15 protein-coding genes are annotated in these 18,645 nt (G+C 70.6%); 5 read left to right on the top strand and 10 right to left on the bottom strand.

The window, feature by feature from the left end; translation table 11 throughout:
• Window positions 1-90: 90 nt before the first annotated feature.
• The 6 genes from ACQP2T_RS46170 to ACQP2T_RS46195 form a co-directional block, all read right to left on the bottom strand.
• Window positions 91-582 carry a CinA family protein gene (locus tag ACQP2T_RS46170; RefSeq protein ID WP_433511175.1) on the bottom strand — a complete coding sequence of 164 codons (492 nt, stop codon included), beginning with the start codon at window positions 580-582 and terminating at the stop codon, window positions 91-93.
• 2 nt (window positions 583-584) lie between these two features.
• Window positions 585-1,157: a CDP-diacylglycerol--glycerol-3-phosphate 3-phosphatidyltransferase gene (gene pgsA, locus ACQP2T_RS46175; protein ID WP_433511176.1), complete on the bottom strand. Its 573-nt coding sequence runs from the start codon at window positions 1,155-1,157 to the stop codon at window positions 585-587.
• Window positions 1,154-2,563, bottom strand: a complete 1,410-nt coding sequence (rimO, locus tag ACQP2T_RS46180) for a 30S ribosomal protein S12 methylthiotransferase RimO (protein ID WP_433511177.1) — start codon at window positions 2,561-2,563, stop codon at window positions 1,154-1,156. The genes pgsA and rimO overlap by 4 nt, the downstream gene beginning before the upstream one ends.
• Window positions 2,564-2,609: 46 nt before the next feature.
• Window positions 2,610-3,371, bottom strand: coding sequence for a helix-turn-helix domain-containing protein (locus ACQP2T_RS46185; protein WP_433511178.1), 762 nt, complete (start codon window positions 3,369-3,371; stop codon window positions 2,610-2,612).
• Between the two features lie 78 nt (window positions 3,372-3,449).
• Entirely contained in the window at window positions 3,450-5,957 is a 2,508-nt protein-coding gene (locus ACQP2T_RS46190) for a DNA translocase FtsK (protein WP_433511179.1), read from the bottom strand.
• Between the two features lie 95 nt (window positions 5,958-6,052).
• Complete coding sequence (locus ACQP2T_RS46195; protein WP_433511180.1) at window positions 6,053-6,682, bottom strand: response regulator; 630 nt, start codon at window positions 6,680-6,682, stop codon at window positions 6,053-6,055.
• 175 nt (window positions 6,683-6,857) lie between these two features.
• On the opposite strand from ACQP2T_RS46195, the gene ACQP2T_RS46200 reads away from it, so the two are divergent.
• Window positions 6,858-9,332, top strand: a complete 2,475-nt coding sequence (locus ACQP2T_RS46200) for a SpoIIE family protein phosphatase (RefSeq protein ID WP_433511181.1) — start codon at window positions 6,858-6,860, stop codon at window positions 9,330-9,332.
• On the opposite strand, the gene ACQP2T_RS46205 is transcribed toward ACQP2T_RS46200, so the two are convergent.
• A complete protein-coding gene (locus tag ACQP2T_RS46205) occupies window positions 9,314-10,255 on the bottom strand; it encodes an aldose epimerase family protein (protein ID WP_433511182.1) in 942 nt (313 codons plus the stop codon). The genes ACQP2T_RS46200 and ACQP2T_RS46205 overlap by 19 nt on opposite strands.
• Window positions 10,252-11,223 carry a LacI family DNA-binding transcriptional regulator gene (locus ACQP2T_RS46210; RefSeq protein ID WP_357656179.1) on the bottom strand — a complete coding sequence of 324 codons (972 nt, stop codon included), beginning with the start codon at window positions 11,221-11,223 and terminating at the stop codon, window positions 10,252-10,254. Before ACQP2T_RS46210 ends, ACQP2T_RS46205 begins: the two co-directional genes overlap by 4 nt.
• A gap of 221 nt (window positions 11,224-11,444) precedes the next feature.
• On the opposite strand from ACQP2T_RS46210, the gene ACQP2T_RS46215 reads away from it, so the two are divergent.
• Genes ACQP2T_RS46215 through ACQP2T_RS46230 form a run of 4 tightly spaced genes read left to right on the top strand, consistent with a single transcriptional unit; the run spans window position 11,445 to window position 16,148 of the window.
• Window positions 11,445-12,332 (top strand): NAD-dependent epimerase/dehydratase family protein, encoded by an 888-nt coding sequence (locus tag ACQP2T_RS46215; protein WP_433511183.1) that lies wholly within the window; start codon window positions 11,445-11,447, stop codon window positions 12,330-12,332.
• Window positions 12,329-13,207, top strand: a complete 879-nt coding sequence (locus ACQP2T_RS46220) for a 5-dehydro-4-deoxyglucarate dehydratase (RefSeq protein WP_433511184.1) — start codon at window positions 12,329-12,331, stop codon at window positions 13,205-13,207. Before ACQP2T_RS46215 ends, ACQP2T_RS46220 begins: the two co-directional genes overlap by 4 nt.
• Window positions 13,204-14,253: a mandelate racemase/muconate lactonizing enzyme family protein gene (locus tag ACQP2T_RS46225; RefSeq protein WP_433511185.1), complete on the top strand. Its 1,050-nt coding sequence runs from the start codon at window positions 13,204-13,206 to the stop codon at window positions 14,251-14,253. The genes ACQP2T_RS46220 and ACQP2T_RS46225 overlap by 4 nt, the downstream gene beginning before the upstream one ends.
• A gap of 2 nt (window positions 14,254-14,255) precedes the next feature.
• Window positions 14,256-16,148 (top strand): DUF6807 family protein, encoded by a 1,893-nt coding sequence (locus tag ACQP2T_RS46230; RefSeq protein WP_433511186.1) that lies wholly within the window; start codon window positions 14,256-14,258, stop codon window positions 16,146-16,148.
• A 19-nt stretch (window positions 16,149-16,167) separates the two neighbouring features.
• On the opposite strand, the gene ACQP2T_RS46235 is transcribed toward ACQP2T_RS46230, so the two are convergent.
• Both ACQP2T_RS46235 and ACQP2T_RS46240 read right to left on the bottom strand, forming a co-directional pair.
• Window positions 16,168-17,256: a dienelactone hydrolase family protein gene (locus ACQP2T_RS46235; RefSeq protein ID WP_433511187.1), complete on the bottom strand. Its 1,089-nt coding sequence runs from the start codon at window positions 17,254-17,256 to the stop codon at window positions 16,168-16,170.
• A 46-nt stretch (window positions 17,257-17,302) separates the two neighbouring features.
• A complete protein-coding gene (locus ACQP2T_RS46240; protein ID WP_433511188.1) occupies window positions 17,303-18,625 on the bottom strand; it encodes a Gfo/Idh/MocA family protein in 1,323 nt (440 codons plus the stop codon).
• Between the last annotated feature and the right edge of the window lie 20 nt (window positions 18,626-18,645).

Consider the following 18,645-nt stretch of genomic DNA (forward strand, 5'->3'; position numbering starts at 1 on the left):
CGGACCTCACTCACAGCTCCACCGTACCCGTATCAACCGACACCGTGTGAGACCGTGCCTCGGATGTTCGCTGGGGACGTAACACGGTAATCACCCGGTATGTTCCCCATTGTTCCCCTTCAGCACACTTGCCAGTAGATCGATAGCCTCGTCCACCGTCTCTACCCTGATACGTTCGCGAGACCCCTCAAGTCTCAACTGTCTCCGCCAAATCTGATCACCGGGTCCGCTGACGGCCACGTGCACGGTGCCGACGGGCTTTCCGTCCTGTGGCTCCGGCCCCGCCACACCGGTCACCGCCAGGCCGTATGTCGCCTCGCACAGCCGGGCGACCCCCGTCGCCATCGCCGCTGCGACCTCCGGGTGCACGGCCCCTTCCCGGCGCAGCAGCTCGTCCGGCACCTCCAGCAGCCGGTGCTTCAGATCGGTGGCGTAGGAGATGACCCCGCCCCTGAACGACTTGGAGGACCCCGAGACCGAGGTGAACGCCGCCCCGATGAGCCCGCCGGTCAGCGATTCGGCCACGGCGAGCGTGGCGGCCCGGCGTACGAGCAGGGAGAGAACCTCCGCGGCACCAACCATGATCACTCCCCGCGGGCCCGTCTGGCCACCTGCCGTAGCTTGATCGCGCGCACCACGTAGTCGACCCCCGTGGCCACCGTGACGACCACGGCCGCGCCCATCACCACCCAGCGGACCGGGTCGAACTCGCCGGGCAGGATGTAGAGGACGATGGCCGTGATCTGCAGCACGGTCTTGACCTTGCCGCCGTAGCTGGCCGGGATGACCGCGTGCCTGAGCAACACGAACCGCAGGGCGGTGATGCCAAGCTCGCGGCCCAGGACGGTCACCGTCACCCACCACGGCAGCTCGCCGAGGATCGACAGGGACACCAGAGCCGCACCGGTCAGCGCCTTGTCGGCGATCGGGTCGGCGATCTTCCCGAAATCGGTGATCAGCCCGTAGCGCCTGGCCAGCTCGCCGTCCAGATGGTCGGTGAACGAGGCCACGCCGAACACCGCCAGCGCACCCAGGCGCCAGCCCATGCCCGGCAGGAAGAGACAGACGACGAAGAAGGGGACGAGCACCAACCGGAGGACCGTGAGGATGTTGGCGATGTTCCACGGGCTCACCACGCGGCGCTCGTCCTTGGTCATGGACTGGCCTTGATGCGCGCGATCAGGTCAACCCCCTCGGCGTCGACCACCACCGCGCGCACGATCTGACCGCGGACCAGGCCGATGCCCTGGACCGTGACGGACCCGTCGACCTCGGGACCTTGGTGGGCGGCCCGTCCCTCATAGCCACCGTCGCCCAGGTCGTCGTCGATGAGCACGTCGACCTCCGTGCCGATGCGCTCCTCCGCGCGCTGCGCGGTCAGCTCCTCGGCGAGCTCGGTCAGGACACGCACACGCTCGTCGATGACGTCCTGGTCGAGCTTGCCGGCGAAGCCGGCCGCCTCGGTGCCGTCCTCGTCGGAGTAGCCGAACACGCCGATCACGTCGAGCCTGGCCTGCTCCAGGAATCCGACCAGCTCGCCGAACTCCTCCTCGGTCTCACCGGGGAAGCCGACGATGAAGTTGGAGCGCACACCCGCCTCGGGCGCGCCCTCACGGATGGTGTCCAGCAGTCCCAGGAAGCGCTCAGGGTCGCCGAAACGGCGCATCCGGCGCAGGACGGTGCCACTGGCGTGCTGGAAGGACAGGTCGAAGTAGGGAGCGATGCCCTCGGTGCCGGCCAGCACGTCGATGAGCCCCGGCCGCAGCTCGGCCGGTTGCAGGTAGCTGGCCCGCACCCGCTGAATGCCCTCGACCGCCGCCAGCCGCGGCAGCAGCTTCTCCAGCGCCCTCAGGTCGCCCAGGTCCTTGCCGTAGGACGTCGAGTTCTCACTGACGAGGACGAGCTCACGGACGCCCCGGTGGCCCAGCCAGTCGGCCTCGGCCAGGAGCTCCTCGGGGTCGCGGGAGACGTAGGCGCCGCGGAAGGCCGGGATGGCGCAGAACGTGCAGCGCCGGTCGCAGCCGGAGGCCAGCTTGAGCGAGGCCACGGGGCTCTCGTCGAGCCGTTTGCGCAGCACGCGCGGCCCGCTGGCGGGCGCCAGCCCGTCGGGCAGGTCGCCGTGGCCGGGGATGGCGGTCTTGCCCGCGCTGGCACGGTCCACGGGCGAGATGGGTAGTAGGGTGCGGCGGTCTCTTGGCGTGTGCGGCTTGAGCGGCCGACCGGCGAGCACGTCGTCGAGTCGGCCGCCGATCTCGGTGTAGTCGTCGAAGGAGATGACCGCGCTGGCCTCGGGCAGAGCCTCGGCGAGCTCGTTGCCGTAGCGCTCGGCCATGCAGCCCGCGGCGACCACCTTGGCCCCGGAGTCGGCCGCGGCCAGCAGCGTGTCTATGGAGTCCTTCTTCGCCGAGTCGATGAAGCCACACGTGTTGACGACGACGACATCGGGGTCGTCGTCGCCCAGCTGCCAACCGGCAGCCTCAAGTCGCGCGGCCAGCTCCTCGGAGTCGACCTCGTTGCGCGCGCAGCCCAGAGTGATCAGCGATGCGGTTCGGCGGGATGACATGGTGAACACTACGGTATCGGCAGTTGGCCACCACCGGGCGCACGGGCTACCTAGGTTGTGCTTTGGAAGGCTTGAACGAGCGCGTCACCATCTCCCCGTCAGCCCCCGGATGACCTAGATCCTTGCCGTCGACCTGCAGCGACACGGCGCCCGCGTCACCGATCAGAAGACGGACCTCGATGTCGGACCGGTAGGTCTTGCTCTTGCCCGCCTGCAACGTGCCCGAGAACAGCTTGTGTCCCTTGACGTCGCTGACGTTCAGGTAGGACGGGCGCTTGGCCTTGACCTTGACGACGACGCCCTTGGCGGCCGCTTTGGACGCCTTCCCCTTGGCGTGCGACGCCTTGGGAGCGTGCTCGTTGATCGGGATGTTCGGCGGGACGAGGTGGGAGTCGGCGGTGCGCATCTCGTCCGTCGTGCCGCCGCCGAGCACTCTGACCGCCCCGAAGACCATGGTGATGGCCAGGGCCACGCCCAGCGCCATCGTCCAGTTGAGACCGCGGCGCTCGTTGATCCTGATCTTGCGTTCGGCCTGGAAGACGGCGGCGGCCCGGATGGGCGTGGCCGCCCCGCTGTGTTCTTCGTCATAGAGGTGGACGGTCGCCACGGGATCGAGCCCGACGGCCTTGGCTACGGCCCTGACGTGTCCTCTCGCATAGAAATCACCACCGCACTGCGAGAAGTCGTCGCGCTCGATCGCGTAGATGATCGCCTCACGAATGCGGGTGGTCTCGCTCAGTTGCGCGACGGTCAGCCCGGCTGACCGCCGGGCCGCCGCGAGCATGGCCCCTGTGCTCTGTTCCGGCATGGCTAGCGCCTTCCGTCCCACGACGTTCTGTAATGATTCACATTCAATCAGTAGTCGTCGGGCGAACGTGCATTGGGGTCATTCGCCACGCAAGTCAGCTAGCAAACCGGGCAGATCATCGGGCTTCACGATGACTTCGCGAGCCTTCGAACCCTCGCTGGGGCCGACCACGTTGCGGCTCTCCAGCAGGTCCATGAGCCGCCCCGCCTTGGCGAAGCCGACGCGGAGCTTGCGCTGCAGCATCGAGGTCGAGCCGAACTGCGTGGTCACGATCAGCTCGGCCGCCTGGACGAGCAGGTCGAGGTCGTCGCCGATGTCGCCGTCGATCTCCCGCTTGACCGGCGCCGCGGCGACGTCGTCGCGGTATTCGGCCTGCATCTGCGTCTTGCAGTGCGTGACGATCTCGGCGATCTCCTTCTCCGAGACGAACGCGTTCTGGATACGGATGGGCTTGCTGGCACCCATCGGCAGGAACAGCGCGTCACCCTGGCCGACCAGCTTGTCGGCGCCCGGCTGGTCGAGGATGACCCGCGAGTCGGTGAGGCTCGACACGGCGAAGGCCAGCCGCGAGGGCACGTTCGCCTTGATCAGGCCGGTGACCACGTCTACGGAGGGCCGCTGCGTGGCGATCACCAGGTGGATGCCGGCCGCGCGGGCGAGCTGCGTGATGCGCACGATGGAGTCCTCGACGTCACGCGGGGCGACCATCATCAGGTCGGCCAGCTCGTCGACGATCACCAGGAGGTACGGATAGGGCTGGTAGACCCGCTCACTGCCCGGCGGCGGCTGCAGCTTGCCGGCCCGCACGGCCTTGTTGAACTCGTCGACGTGCCGGAACCCGCTGGCGGCCAGGTCGTCGTAGCGACGGTCCATCTCCCCCACCACCCATTCGAGGGCCTCCGCGGCCTTCTTCGGGTTGGTGATGATGGGCGTGATCAGGTGAGGGATGCCCTCGTAGACCGACAGCTCCACTCGTTTGGGGTCGACCAGCACCATGCGTACCTCGTCGGGCGTGGCACGCATCAGGATGGAGGTGATCAGGCCGTTGACACAGACAGACTTACCGGCGCCGGTGGCGCCCGCGATGAGCAGGTGGGGCATCTTGGCGAGGTTCGCCACGATCGTGCGACCCTCGACGTCCTTGCCCAGTCCCACGATCATCGGGTGGTGGTCGCTCTGCGCCACCTGGGACTTCAGCACGTCGCCCAGGGAGACCAGGTCCTTGTCCGCGTTCGGGATCTCCACCCCGATCGCCGACTTCCCCGGAATCGGCGACAAGATCCGGACATCTGCCGATTTAACGGCGTACGCGATGTTCTTGGTGAGCGCCGTGACCTTCTCCACCTTGACCGCGGGGCCCAGCTCGATCTCGTAACGGGTCACGGTCGGGCCGCGGGTGAACCCGATCACCTGCGCGTCGATGACGAACTGCTCAAGAACGCTGGTCAGCGCGTTGACGACGACGGTGTTGGCCTTGGTCTGCGGCTTGGGCGCGCTGCCCGGCTTGAGGAACTGCAGATCAGGCAGACTGTACGGCCCGGCCTGGGGCGAGAGCACCAGCTGCTCGACCTTACGGGGCGCGGGAGTGGGCTCCGGCGGCTCGGTCTTCTTGACCGGCGTGGCGGGCGGCTCCTCCTCGTCCGTCAGCCCCGGCACGATCTCCGGCGAGTGCTCGGCGCGCTTCTCCTGCTCCGAGAGCACCGGCGTGTCGTACGGCTTGACCAGATCGACCTTCTCGCCCGTCTCGCCCTTCTTGGCCCTGGGCCGCTTCTTGACGGGCGCGGCCTGCTCGGCGAGCGCGTGCCGTTCGAACAGCAGGTGCGTGAGCTCGGCCAGCCGCTCCGGGACGCGGTGGACGGGAGTGGCCGTGATGACCAGCACGCCGAAGCCCGACAGGATCAGCAGCAGCGGGATCGTGATCCAGGCGGGCAGGATGCTCATCGGCGGCGCCGACACGATGAACCCGATGATGCCGCCCGCCTGCGACACCCGCTCCATGCCGTCGTTGGCGGTGCCGGCGGGGTAGGGCGTGTCGTTGGCGACGTGGATGACGCCGAGCACGCCGACCAGCAGCGCGCTCCACCCGATCACCATGCGGCCGGTGTCGGCGTTCTGGTCGGGGTGGCGCAGGTAGCGCCAGGCGAGCAGGCCGAGCAGCAGCGGCAGCGCCCACGCCAGCGACCCGAACACGCTGTGCACGGTGACGTTGACCACGCCGGAGACCGTGCTGTCGGCCTGGCGCCAGGTCATCGCGGCCAGCACGATGGCGCCGGCGAGCACGGACAGGCCCACCCCGTCGCGCCGGTGCGCCGGATCGAGGTCGCGCGCGTTCTTGCCGAGTGCCCGGGCGGTGCTGCCGATGCCGTTGGCGAGCAGCATCCAGAGCCCGACGATCAGCTTGCCGATCATCGTGAAGACCCACGTGATCGGGTCATGGTGGGTCATGCCCGGCTTGCGGGCCGACCCGGCCCCCTTCGCCCTCGGCCGCCCGGTCGAGCTGGATGCGCGCTTGGCGGGGGTCGAGCGGGCGGAGGTCGACCGCTTCGCCGGCCCCTTTGATGCGCTTTTCGGCGTACGGGTGGCCATGATGCCAAAGGTACGACGGAGACACCGCGGAACGCACACAGGCTCGCCGAACACACGTGAAGGCGGCGTGCGAAAGCTCTCTTACCCCGGAGCCGTCACATTCGAACCGTGTCGAAGGCGGCCTGCATGCCGGCGACCAGCTCGGCCATGTCCTTGATCGCTTCCCTCAAAGTCTCGTCGCCGGCGCAGGAGCCGGCCAGTTCGCCGAGCCGCGCCTCGATGGCGCCGAGCCGCTCGGACAATCCGCACAGCACCCGCGCGTTCCTCGACCGCGCCACGTCGTTCCGCACGAGGTCGCCCAGCAGGGCCGTCTGCTCGCGCAGCACCGCGTTCTTGCGGAACAACTCGGCGAAGACCGCGACCTTGGACCGCACCACCCACGGATCGAACGGCTTGGCGATGTAGTCGACCGCCCCCACGGCGTAACCCCGGAACGCGGCGCCGGATCCCGGCTCGGTGCCGGTCAAGAAGATGATGGGCACTTCACGCGCCTGGTCGAACCGCTTGATGTGCGTCGCCGTCTCGAAACCGTCCATGCCGTCCGTGCCGGGCATGAGCACGTCGAGCAGCACCACCGCGAAGTCGTGGCGGAGCATCAGCTTCATGGCCTCCTGCCCCGACCTGGCCTTGAACAGCTGCTGCTGAAGCGGGCGTAAGACCGCCTCAAGTGCGACCAGGCTCTCGTCGTTGTGGTCGACCAGCAAGATCTTCACCTGGCGATTCATCACAACCTTCCTTCTCCCCCGAGACCACCTGAGACCCGCCCATACCTCACCTCCAGGGGGTCCAAAAGCACGACCATGGAGGGCCTTCTTTGCAACTGGGGGGTATTGGAGCCGTCCAGTCTGCCACTCTGAGAGTGACCGAACTGCCACATCGAGTGATGTTCTAGGACGCATAGTGGACACGACCCGCGTGTCGAGCACGGCCTTCGACGGCACCCCGCAGGCCCCCGCGGCCGCGCGGCGCTTCGTACGTCAGGTGCTCGGCGAATGGCAACTGAGCCACCTGACCGAAGACGCCGTGCTGCTGACGAGCGAACTCGTCACCAACGCCGTGGTGCACGCGGGCACGGGGCTGGAGCTGACCTGCCGGCTCGACCCGAACGCCGTCCCGACCAGGCTGGAGATCGAGGTCGACGACCATCACCCGACCCTGATCGTGCCGGCCGCCGAGTCGCCGCCGCCCGATGGCATGGCCACGAGCGGGCGCGGTCTGGCGCTGGCGGGCATGCTCGCCGACGCCTGGGGCGTCACGTACACGGGCGCCGCCAAGCGCGTCTGGGTCCGCATGGAGCTCGACAAGGGGTGCGGCCACGAGAGCGCCTCCGGCATCCCCGCCACGAAGGCCGCCTCGATCGCGGCCTCCACGGAGACCCTGCACGTCGCCGTCATCGTGAGCGACCTCGACGGCCGGATCGTCACCTGGAACGCCGAGGCGGAGGCACTGCTCGGCTGGTCCGCCGCCCAGGTCGTCGGCGAGCCGCTGGCGGACCTGGTCGCCTGGCGCAGGCACGGCCCGTGCGCGCTGTCGCTGTCGGACACGCTCGGCCTGGGCCGCTGGCGCGGCGAGTCCAGGATGCGGCACCGCGACGGGGACCTGCTCCCGGTCTACATCTCCCACCTGCGCACCGACGGCCGCGCGCAGGATCGCCGGTCGATCTGGATTGTGGTGTCCAGCGACCACCGCTATGTCCTGGCCTCCCCGCCCGCCCCGCTCAAGCGGGAGCAGGGCGGCCGCATCAAGGACCTGCTCGACCACGACATGCCGCTGGACGAGTTGCTCGACACCGTCGCGCAGATCGTCCAGCTGTCCAGCGCGGCCGACGCCGCCTATGTGCTGGTACGAGCAGAGGGCGGCAACCGGTTCGGCGTCGCGGCGGGCACCGGGGCGACGGCGGGGCTGGTGGGGGTGGTGGCCGCGGGCGTGTTCGGCGTGGAGCGGCAGGCGCCGGTGATGTTCGACGACCTGCTGGCCACCGACGTCGAGCTGGCCCAGCGGCTCCAGGCCAGGTCGCTGGCGTGCGCGCCGCTCGTGGTGGCGGGCGAGGTGACCGGCTACCTCGTGGCGACCGCCGCCGAGCCCGGCCGGTTCGACCAGGCGCTCACCGCGAGCCTGCAGCACATCGCGGACCAGGTGGCGGTGACCGTGCAGCGCGAGCGGCTGGCCGAGCGGGACCGGGCGCACCGGGGCCGGCTGTCGTTCCTCGCGGAGGCCGGCGAGCTGCTGGCGGGCGTGCACGACGAGGAGCTGATCGCGGCTCTGACGGCCCAGCTGGTCGTACCCAAGATCGCCACCTGGGCGGCGGTCTACCTGACCGACCTGGCGGGCATGACCAGGCTCGCGCACGTGTGGCACAGCGAGGAACGCCACAACGCCGACCTGCGCCAGGCCCTGCCCGTCATCCCGCGCTCGGCGCTGGGCGAGGTGACCTGGCCGGTCGGGCCGGAGAGCGTGCTGTCGTTCCCGCTGCTCACCCAGGGCCGCTCGCACGGCGCGCTGGTGATCGGGCGCGTCGAGCCGACCCTTCCGCTGGAGCTGGCCGACCTGCTCGCCGACCTGTGCCGCCTGGTGGCGCTCAACCTGCACACGGCCATGCTCTACTCGCGGCAGGCGACCACGTCACGGGTGCTGCAGCGCAGCCTGCTGCCCATGCGGGTCGCGCCGATGCCGGGGCTGGAGTCGGCGGTCGTCTACGAGCCCGCCGAAGAGGGCGCGCACGTCGGCGGCGATTTCTACGACCTGTTCACCGTCGGCGACCACTGGTGCTTCGCCCTCGGCGACGTCTGCGGCAGCGGTCCGGAGGCCGCCGCGGTGACCGGGCTGGCCCGCCACGCCGTACGGCTGCTGGCCAAGGAGAACTACACCGTGTCCGACATCCTCGACCGGCTCAACCAGACGCTGCTCGACGAGGGCGAGGACGGCCGCTTCCTCAGCCTGCTCTGCGGCGAGCTGACGCCGCTGCCCCAGGGCGGCGCGCTGTGCACGCTCGCCTCGGCGGGCCATCCCCCGCCCCTGCTGCTGCGCGCCAACGGCGAGGTCCAGCCCGTCGCCACCTCGCAGCTGCTGCTGGGCATCGACGGCGACGCGCGGTTCTACACCGAGACGTTCGAGCTGCTGCCCGAGGAGCTGCTGCTGTGCGTCACCGACGGCGTCACCGAGCGGCGCGACGGCAACCGGCTGCTCGATGACGACGACGGGCTGACCGCGATCCTGTCGGGCTGCTCGGGGCTGAGCGCGCACGCCGTGGCCGAGCGGATCCGGCAGGCGGTCGAGTCGTTCGCCACCGAGCCGTCGAACGACGACGTGGCGCTCCTGGTGCTCCGCGCCACGACCGCGCTGCGGGCAGCAGGCGGTCAGGTGGTGAACCGGTAGGAGGTCGTGGAGGTGCGGGTCTCGCCCGGCCTGAGCACCGTCGAGGGGAACTGCGGCTGGTTGGGCGAGTCGGGGAAGTGTTGCGTCTCCAGGCACAGACCCGCGTGCGGTCCGTACGGCGTGGCGACGCCGTCCAGCATGCCGCCCGCGTAGAACTGGACCCCCGGCTCGGTGGTCGTGACCTCCATGGTCAGGCCACCGACCGGCTCGGTCACCCGGATGCCGCCGTCGAGCACGAAGCAGTGGTCGTAGCCGCCGTCGTAGCGCTCGCCCACCGCGTGCGGCGTGGTGAAGTCGAACTCCGTGCCCTTGACCGGCGCCGGCTCGCCCGTGGGGATCTTGTCCTCGTCGACGGGCAGGTAGTGCTCGGCGTCCATCTGGATCACGTGCCCGAGCACGTCACCACTGCCGGCCAGGTTGAAGTAGGAGTGGTTGGTGAGGTTGACGACGGTCGGCGCGTCGGTCTCGGCCGTGTAGTCCAGGCGCAGGGCGTCGTCCTCGAGCGTGTAGGTGACCGAGGCGGTCAGCGTGCCCGGATAGCCCTGGTCGCCGTCGGGGCTGGTCAGCGTGAGCGTCACGGAGGAGTCGGTGGCCTCGGAGACCGTCCACACCTTGCGGTCGAAGCCGCGGTTACCGCCGTGCAGGCTGTTGGGCCCGTTGTTGAGCGGCAGACGGTGTTCGACGTCGTCGAGGGTGAAGCGGCCGCCGGCTATGCGGTTGCCGTATCTGCCGACGACGGCGCCGAAGTAGCGGCTGCGGGTGAGATAGTCCTCCAGCGTGGGCAGTCCGAGCACCACGTTGACGCCGGACACCTCCAGCGACTGCAGAATGGCGCCGTACGTGAGCACGCTCGCGCGCAGCCGTCCCGAGGACAGCTCGACGCGCTCGACCTGTTCACCCGACGGCAGCGTTCCGAACATCATCTGTGTGCCTTTCCCGTGGACTCGCGGACGATCAGGGCCGTCTCCAGCATCGTGGCGGCGGCGGTGGCCGCCGAGTCGACCGACTGGAGCAGCAGGTCTACGGCGATGCGGCCGGCGGCGGCGGTGGGCATCGCGATCGTGGTCAGCTTCGGGCGGCTCAGCCGGCCCGGCACGATGTCGTCCACGCCGATCACGCTGACGTCGCCGGGGACGCTCTTGCCCCGCTCGGCGAGCCCCTCGATGAGGCCGATGGCGACCAGGTCGTTGTAGGCCAGCACGCCCGTCGCGCCCGAGGCGATGACGTCGGTGGCCGCCGCCAGGCCGCCCAGCTCCGTCGGCGGGTTGGGGCCGAGGAAGACGACGTCCACATCGTTCATCGCGGCGGCCGCCTCCTGCATCTCCTTGCTGGTCCACGACCCGCTGGGCCCGGTGACCAGCGCGATGCGCCGGTGCCCGAGCGCGGTGAGGTGCTCGACGGCCTGCCTGGCCCCGCGGCCCACGTCCATGAGCACGGTCGGCATGCCCTTGGCCCGGCGGTTGACCACGACGAACGGCACCTCCTCGCGCAGCCGCTCTATCGTCCGGTTCGTCAGGCGCGGGCTGCACAGCAGCACGCCGTCGACCTGCTTGGTGAGGGTCTGGATCAGATCCTCCTCCACCTGCGGGTCCTCGTCGGTGTCGGCCACGAACACGTGGTAGTCGCGGAGCCTGGCCTGCGCCTGGGCGGCCTTGATCAGCGGCGGGAAGAAGGGGTTGGCGATGTCGGCCACGATGAGGCCGATGTTGTGGGTGCGGCCCGTGGTCAGCGCCCGCGCGGCGCGATTGGGCCGGTAGCCGAGATCCTCGGCGATGGCGAGCACGCGGGTGCGCGTCTCGGGATTGACCAGGTGGGGCGCGGAGAACGCCCGGGACACCGTGGAAACATGCACGCCCGACGCCTCAGCCACGTCACGAATCGTCACCGCCACGCTTGGCCTCCTCCGACCGTACCTAGTACTTTAGTGCAATCGTTTGTATCACTGTCAATCAGCCATCCCCGCCGGATTTTTCACCTAAATCCCCACCATATCTCTTCATATGGCCAGACCGCCTGGGGAGAGAAGGCCATGCCGCTTGACGTTCTCCCGGCCCCGCCTCGATACTTTCTGCAACCGGTTGCCGTATCCCAAGCAGGAGTGGTGAACGACCGATGACACGAACACTGGTGACCGGCAGCGCCGGCCGGCTAGGGCGCAGCGTGGTCGCCTCATTGGCTCAGGCCGGTCATGAGGTGATCGGCATCGACGTCACACCGGGCACTCCCCCCGAGGCCGCGGTCACCCTGCCCGCCGACCTGACGAACCTGGGCGAGGCGTACGACGTCATGGCCCGCTTCCGGCCCGACGCCGTGATCCACCTGGCCGCCATCGCGACCCCGTTCAGCCGTACCGACGGGCTGACCTTCCGTACCAACACCCAGCTCGCCTTCAACGTGTGCGCGGCCGCGAGCAGCACCGGGGTCGGCAAGGTGGTCGTCGCCAGCAGCCCGACCGTCATCGGCTACGGCGCGCCCGGCGGCTGGACGCCCAGCTATCTGCCTATCGACGAGGAGCACCCCGTCGCGCCGTGGAACGCCTACAACCTGTCCAAGGTCGTGGCCGAGCAGACGATGGCGTCGTTCGCGCGCAGCTCGGAGACACGGTTCGCGGCGGTGCGGCCGTGCTTCGTGGTGGCTCCCGAGGAGTGGTCGGGCGCGCCCACCCAGTCGGGCCACACGATCGTCGAACGGCTGGACCGGCCGGACATCGCCGGGGCCTCGCTGTTCAACTACCTGGACGCCAGGGACGCCTCCGACCTGATCTCGGTGCTCCTCGAGCGCCTGCCCGACCTGCCCAACGGCGAGGTGTTCTTCGCGGGGGCGGCCGACGCGCTGGCCCGCGAGCCCCTGGCGGAGCTGCTCCCCGCCGTCATCCCCTCGACCGCCGCCGCGGCCGCGCACCTCACCGGGACCTCTCCCGCCTTCACCTCCGCCAAAGCCGGGCGGATGCTGGGCTGGACGCCCAAGCGCTCGTGGCACACCGAACTGGAGAACGGATGAACCTCAGCGGAGTCCTCTTCTTCCCCGTGACCCCCTTCGACCCCGACCACGGGCTGGCCGAGGAGGTGCTGGCCGAGCACATCAGGCGCGGGCTCCAACACCGCCCTGGCGCGGTGTTCGCGGCCTGCGGCACGGGTGAGTTCGCCGCGCTGTCGGAGGCGGAGCACGCCGTGGCCGTCCGGGTCGCCGTCGAGACCACGGCCGGCCGGGTGCCGGTGTTCGCGGGCGCCGGCGGCCCGCTCGGCGCGGCGCTCGGCCAGGCCCGCGCGGCCCGCGAGGCGGGCGCCGACGGCCTGCTGCTCATGCCCCCTTACCTGGCCAAGGGCCCCAGCGAGGGGTTCACCGCCTACGTACGCGCGGTCGCCGCGATCCTGCCGGTCATCATCTACCAGCGTGACGCGGTGGCGCCCACCCCCGAGCAGGTCGTGGCGCTGGCCAGGATCCCGGGCGTGATCGGACTCAAGGACGGCCTGGGCGACATCGACCTCATCCAGCGCACGGTCCTGGCGGTGCGCAGGGAGATCGGCGAGGAGTTCAGGTTCTTCAACGGGCTGCCGACGGCCGAGCTGACGATGGGCGCCTATCGGGGCATCGGCGTGGAGCTCTACTCCTCCGCCGTCTTCGCCTTCGCGCCGGAGATCGCCACCGCGTTCCTGAACGGCGCCGACCACCTGCTCACCGAGTTCTACGAGCCGCTCGTACGGCTGCGCTCCAAGGTCCCCGGCTACGCCGTCTCCCTGGTCAAGGCCGGCGTACGACTCGGCGGCCTGGACGCGGGCCCGGTGCGCCCGCCCCTGGTCGACGCCTCGCCCGAGCACGTGGCCGAGCTGAAGGCCCTGATCGAACACGGGCGGTCGCTGGCAGGCGTCTCATGATCCGTGACCTGAAAGTGAGCGCTCACACCGCCGAGTTGTCCAGGCCGTGGGGGCCGGACGTGCCCGTCAACCACGTCATGGTCGTGGAGCTCACGCTCGACGACGGCCGCACGGGCACCGGTTTCTCCTGGACGCCGCAGATCGGGGCGCGGGCCGTACAGGCGCTGCTGGAGAACGACATCCGCGAGGCCGTCATCGGCCTGGACCCGCACCCCGAGGTGGTGTGGGACCGGCTCTGGCGGCACCTGCGCGAGGCCGGGCCCGGCGGGATCACCACCGTCGCGCTGGCCGGGGTCGACCTGGCGCTGTGGGATCTGCGCTGCGGCGAGCGCGGCCTGGCCGACGTACTGGGGCGGCGCAGGGACACGGTGCCGGTCTACGGCAGCGGGGTGAACCTGCACTACTCGCTGGAGGAGCTGGTCGCCCAGGCCGAGCGGTGGAAGGCCGCGGGCTATCCCGGGATCAAGATGAAGGTGGGCCGGCCCGACCTCGCCGAGGACGTCGAGCGGGTGGCCGCGGTCCGCGAAGTCGTCGGCCCCGGCACACTGCTGATGATCGACGCCAACCAGCGCTGGGACCTGCACCGGGCCCGCCGCGCCGTCGAGGCGCTGGCCCCGTACGACCTGCACTGGCTGGAGGAGCCGCTGCCCGCCGACGACGTCGCCGCGCACGTGGAGCTGCGGCGGTCCGTGGACGTGCCCATCGCGGTCGGCGAGAACGTCTACACCGTCTACGGCTTCCGCGACCTGCTGACGGCGGGGGCCTGCGACATCGTGCAGCCCAATGTGGTCAGGGTGGGGGGAATCACCCCGTTCTTGCGCATCACGGAGCTGGCCCGGACGTTCGACGTACCGGTCTACCCGCACCTGCTGCCCGACCTGTCGGCCCAGCTCGCGCTGGCTCTGCCGCTGCCGTGCATGGCCGAGGAGGTCGAGGACGCCTCGTTCGCCGCACTGGGGCTGCTGGCCGAGCCGTATCCCGTCCAAGTGAGCGACGCGAAGGTGCGCGTCGGTGAGCACCGGGGGCTCGGCCTCCACTGGAGATGACCATGCGGGTCGTACTCGCCGGAGCACACGGGTTCGGCGCCCACTACCTCAACCGGCTGCGGAAGCTGGCCGGCCAGATCGAGCTGGCGGGCGTCTGCGACGTGCGGCCGGTCTCCCCCGAAGACCTCGACGGGCTCGGCACGCCGGAGTTCTCCACCGACCTGCCCGAGCTGATCAAGCGGACCGGCGCGAAGATCGCCATCCTGGCGACCCCGATCCCGACGCACGCGGACCTGACGCTGGCGGCTCTGGCGGCCGGCGCGCACGTGCTGGTGGAGAAGCCGACGGCGGCCACGCTCGCCGACTTCGAGCGCATGGAGCAGTCCGCCGCCGAGGCCGGTCTCGCCTGCCAGGTGGGCTTCCAGAGCCTCGCGTCCGCGGCCCTGCCGGAGGTGCGCCGGCTGATCGCCGAGGACACGATCGGCCGTGTGACCGGCATCGGGGTGGCGGGGGCGTGGCCGCGGCCCGCCTCCTACTTCACCCGCAGCTCCTGGTCGGGACGGCGCCGGCTCGACGGCGTGGACATCGTGGACGGCGCTCTGACCAACCCGTTCGCGCACGCCGTCGCCACCGCCCTGGCCGTGGCGGGCGCCGAGGAGCGCGGCGCGGTCACGTCGGTCGAGGCGGAGCTGTTCCACGCCAACGCCATCGAGTCGGACGACACCTCGGCCATCCGCGTCCACCTGGCGGACGGGCCGCCGATCGTGGCCGCCGTGACGCTCTGCGCCACCGGGCGGGACGAGCCGTACGTGGTCGTTCATGGTGAACGGGGCACGATCACGTTCACGTACACGGTGGACGAGGTCCGCGTCGGCGATGGCCCCGTACGCCGCTTCCCCCGGGCCGACCTGCTGGAGAACCTCGCCGAGCACGTACGCACCGGAGCCGGGCTGATCGTGCCGATCCACCGGACCGGGGCGTTCATGGAGGTCCTGGAGGCCATCAGGGTCGCGCCCGATCCGCTGCCGATCTCCCGGGACCACCAGGACCCGTCCGGTGATGGGCCGGTGCTGCCCGGCATCGCCCAGGTGGTCGAGTCCTGCGCGGAGCGGCTGGAGCTCTTCTCCGAACTGGGCGTGAGCTGGGCCGTGCCGCTGATGGTGGCCGACCAGGTGGTGGCCGAGTACGTCACGCGGCCCGACCTGCCGATCACCGCGGCCCCGCGGCCCTATCTCCACCCGGTCCGCACGCTGGGCGGCACGGTGGTCACCGAGTTGCAGCCCGCGGACCATCCGCACCACCTCGGCGCCGGCGTGGCCGTCACCGATGTCGGGGGGCGCAACTTCTGGGGCGGCCGGACGTTCGTCAGGGACCAGGGGCCTCAGTGGCTGGACGACCACGGGATCCAGCGGCATGTGTCGTTCACCGGGCGCGATTCCTCGGGTTTCGCCGAGACCCTGCTGTGGCAGCGGCCGGACGAAGAGCCGGTGGTGCGTGAGGAGCGGACCGTCCGGGCCGTCCCGCTGTCGCGGGGCTGGGCGCTGGACTTCGGCTTCACCCTGCGCAACCTCACGGGCGCGCCGCTGACCATCCAAAGCTCAGCCACCAAGGGCCGGGATGGGGCGGGCTATGGCGGCTTCTTCTGGCGGGCGCCGGCGGGGTCGCGGGGGTTGCGGGTGTTCACCACGTCCGAGGAGGGCGAGGAGCAGGTCCACGGCTCCCGGGCGCCCTGGCTGGCGCTGGCGGGCGAGGACTGGACGCTGGTGTTCGTCCGGGCGGGGGACGACCCGTGGTTCGTCAGGGTGGCGCAGTATCCCGGTGTGGGCACCGCGCTGGCCTGGGACACGCCGCTGGTCTTCGAGGACGAGCTGACCAGGGGCGTGTCCGTGGTCGTCGCCGACGGGCGCCTGTCCGCCGCCGAAGCGGCCGGGCTGGCCGCTGAGGTGCCTGTCTAGCCAGGTGAAGGCGGCCGGGCTAGCCGCCGAGGTGGCGCTCCAGCCAGGTGAAGGCGTGCTCCTGCATGGGGACGTCGAAGGCGTGCGGGGCGTCGAAGAAGACCCCCTCGTAACCGCCGTCCGGGTGGCGGCGCGCGATGGCCTCGTGCGCCGCGCACATCCCGGCCGGCGGGAACAGCTGGTCCCGCTCGCCGTACATGACCAGGAGCGGTTCGGGCGCGCGGGCGGCGACCAGCGCCGGCCAGTCGCAGACGCGTGACAGTCCGGGCGGGAAGAACATCCAGGTGTGCCCGGCGACGTAGCCGTCCAGGAGCTCGCGGTAGGTGGAGACCATCGCGGCGACGGCGACCGCGTCGATGCCGGGGTCGAACGCGCCGAGCAGCGCCGCGCGCAGGCCGCCCCCTGACAGTCCCACGCAGCCGATCCGCCCGACATCTGGGCGCGAGCGCAGGTAGGCCGCGGCGGCGAGATCCTCGCCCGCCACCACGCCGGCCAGCGAGGTGCCGAGCAGGGTGCAGTACTTCTCCAGCACATGCTCGTGGTGCCCGGCCGCGACGTCGTAGCGGTCCGCCTCGGACATATCGGGGTCGTTCGCCTGGGCGAGCACGCGCTCGGGCATGTCCGCCGGGTCGATCCGGCGGCTGCCCCAGCCGATCACGTCGGGGACGAGTACGGCGAAGCCCCGCCTGGCCAGCTCGCTCGCGTAGGCCCGGCCGCCGTAGATCTGCTCGCGCAGCCGCAGCACCTCGGGCGTGGCCGGCTCGGGGCCGTCCGCGATCTTCTCCTTGCCCGCCCACTTCATACCCGCGTGGCAGTGCAGCGCGAGTACGCCGGGCAGCGGTCCTTCCGCGTCGCGGGGCTTGAGCAGGTAGGCGTGGGTACGCGGGCCGAACCCCACCGACCAGGAGAGCTCCTCGCCGCTGAGGTCCGGCGTCGTCCAGGAGCGCTCGACCCGCACGTCCTGTACGGCGAGGTCGAGCGTCCCGATGGCCTCGCGGGCGGCCTTCCTGAGCGCGGGGCCCGGCGCGGCCTCGGGGAACAGGCCGTACCGGCGCTCCGCGAGCTCGGCCAGCCCGGAGAACGGTCCGAGGTGGCGAAGCTCACGCATCGATCACCCCAGAGAACGGCCCGAGACGGCGCAGCTCACGCATCGGTCAGGCGCCGACGAGGCGGGTGCCGTCGGCGGCCAGGCGGACGGGCGTACCGGTGCTGGCCGAGCGGGTGGCGGCCACGCCGACCAGCACGCTGCGGATGCCGTCGCGGTAACCCGCCGGGCGCCCGAGCGGGTCGTCGCCCGGGCCGCGAAAGACGTCGTCGAGCAGCAGCCGGTCGCCGCCGCCGTGACCGCCCTCCCCCTGCTCGATGGTGATCTCCTCCGGCTCCTGCCAGTGCCGGTGCAGGATGAGCTTCTCCCCGGCGCCGGCCATGTGCTCCTTGCCCGCGGCGCTCGGGTCGATCGCGGCGTGCTCCGGGGTCCAGGGCCGCTCGAGGACGTCCAGCTCGATCCGGCCCTCCGTGCCGTTGAAGACGACGCGGTAGCCCTCGTACGGGGCGTGCGCGGTGAGCGAGTACGTGAGCATGGCCCGGTTCGCGTAGCGGACCAGGACCGACATGTTGTCGTCGATCGTCACGCCCGGCCCGAAGACGTCCTGGTCGCGGATGTAGCCGTCCTCGTGCTCGGCGTCCAGGTAGAGCCGCTTGAGCCGCTCATCGGTGGAGATGTCCAGGATGAACGGATCGGTGCCGAGGCCGGGCGCGCCCTGGCCACGGGCGGGCCGCGGGCCCCGGGGCAGAGCCTGGCCATAGAAGCGCAGGTCGGTCTGGGCGAAGACGAGCTCAGGAGCCGCCGCCAGCCACCAGTTGACCAGGTCGAAATGGTGGGTGGACTTGTGCACCAGCAGGCTGCCCGAGTTGGCCTTGTCGCGGTGCCAGCGGCGGAAGTAGTCGGCGCCGTGGATGGTGTCCAGCGCCCAGTCGAAGTGGACCGAGGTGACCTGGCCGATCGCGCCTTCGCTGATCAGCTTCTTCACCGCCGAGTTGCGCGGGGAGTAGCGGTAGTTGAAGGTGACCACCAGTTTGCCCGGGTTACGCTCGGCGGCGGCGGCGATGGCCTCACAGCCTTCGGCGTCGATCGTGAGCGGCTTCTCCACGATGACGTCGAGACCCGCGTCGAGCGCGGCGACGACATAGCGGGCGTGGGTCACGTCCATCGTGGTGACCACGACGGCGTCGGCCAGCTCCAGCAGCTTGCCGAACTCGTCGGGGGCGAAGCACGGCACCTGCCGGCCGATGCGCTCGACGTAGTAGTTCATGCGCGTCTGGTTGGTGTCGCAGAGGCCGACGATCGTACCGGTGTCCCGCCAGTCACCCAGCAGGGCGTCGACGTACATCTGGGCGCGATGGCCGAGTCCGACGAAGGCGTACCTGGTGCTCAACTTCTCTCCCCGAGTCGTGGAGTGGAGGCTGGGGGCTGTCATGCCCCCAGCCTGGATCAGAC

Origin of the sequence: Nonomuraea sp. CA-143628, from assembly GCF_050942315.1 — a bacterium.
In the GTDB taxonomy this organism is placed as follows: Bacteria; Actinomycetota; Actinomycetes; order Streptosporangiales; family Streptosporangiaceae; genus Nonomuraea.

Excerpts from the sequence above, each read along its gene's own strand:
- ACQP2T_RS46170 (WP_433511175.1), bottom strand. The coding sequence starts at position 582 with ATGGTTGGTGCCGCGGAGGTTCTCTCCCTGCTCGTACGCCGGGCCGCC.
- pgsA (WP_433511176.1), bottom strand. The coding sequence starts at position 1,157 with ATGACCAAGGACGAGCGCCGCGTGGTGAGCCCGTGGAACATCGCCAAC.
- rimO (WP_433511177.1), bottom strand. The coding sequence starts at position 2,563 with ATGTCATCCCGCCGAACCGCATCGCTGATCACTCTGGGCTGCGCGCGC.
- ACQP2T_RS46185 (WP_433511178.1), bottom strand. The coding sequence starts at position 3,371 with ATGCCGGAACAGAGCACAGGGGCCATGCTCGCGGCGGCCCGGCGGTCA.
- ACQP2T_RS46190 (WP_433511179.1), bottom strand. The coding sequence starts at position 5,957 with ATGGCCACCCGTACGCCGAAAAGCGCATCAAAGGGGCCGGCGAAGCGG.
- ACQP2T_RS46195 (WP_433511180.1), bottom strand. The coding sequence starts at position 6,682 with ATGAATCGCCAGGTGAAGATCTTGCTGGTCGACCACAACGACGAGAGC.
- ACQP2T_RS46205 (WP_433511182.1), bottom strand. The coding sequence starts at position 10,255 with ATGATGTTCGGAACGCTGCCGTCGGGTGAACAGGTCGAGCGCGTCGAG.
- ACQP2T_RS46215 (WP_433511183.1), top strand. The coding sequence starts at position 11,445 with ATGACACGAACACTGGTGACCGGCAGCGCCGGCCGGCTAGGGCGCAGC.
- ACQP2T_RS46220 (WP_433511184.1), top strand. The coding sequence starts at position 12,329 with ATGAACCTCAGCGGAGTCCTCTTCTTCCCCGTGACCCCCTTCGACCCC.
- ACQP2T_RS46225 (WP_433511185.1), top strand. The coding sequence starts at position 13,204 with ATGATCCGTGACCTGAAAGTGAGCGCTCACACCGCCGAGTTGTCCAGG.
- ACQP2T_RS46230 (WP_433511186.1), top strand. The coding sequence starts at position 14,256 with ATGCGGGTCGTACTCGCCGGAGCACACGGGTTCGGCGCCCACTACCTC.
- ACQP2T_RS46235 (WP_433511187.1), bottom strand. The coding sequence starts at position 17,256 with ATGCGTGAGCTTCGCCACCTCGGACCGTTCTCCGGGCTGGCCGAGCTC.
- ACQP2T_RS46240 (WP_433511188.1), bottom strand. The coding sequence starts at position 18,625 with ATGACAGCCCCCAGCCTCCACTCCACGACTCGGGGAGAGAAGTTGAGC.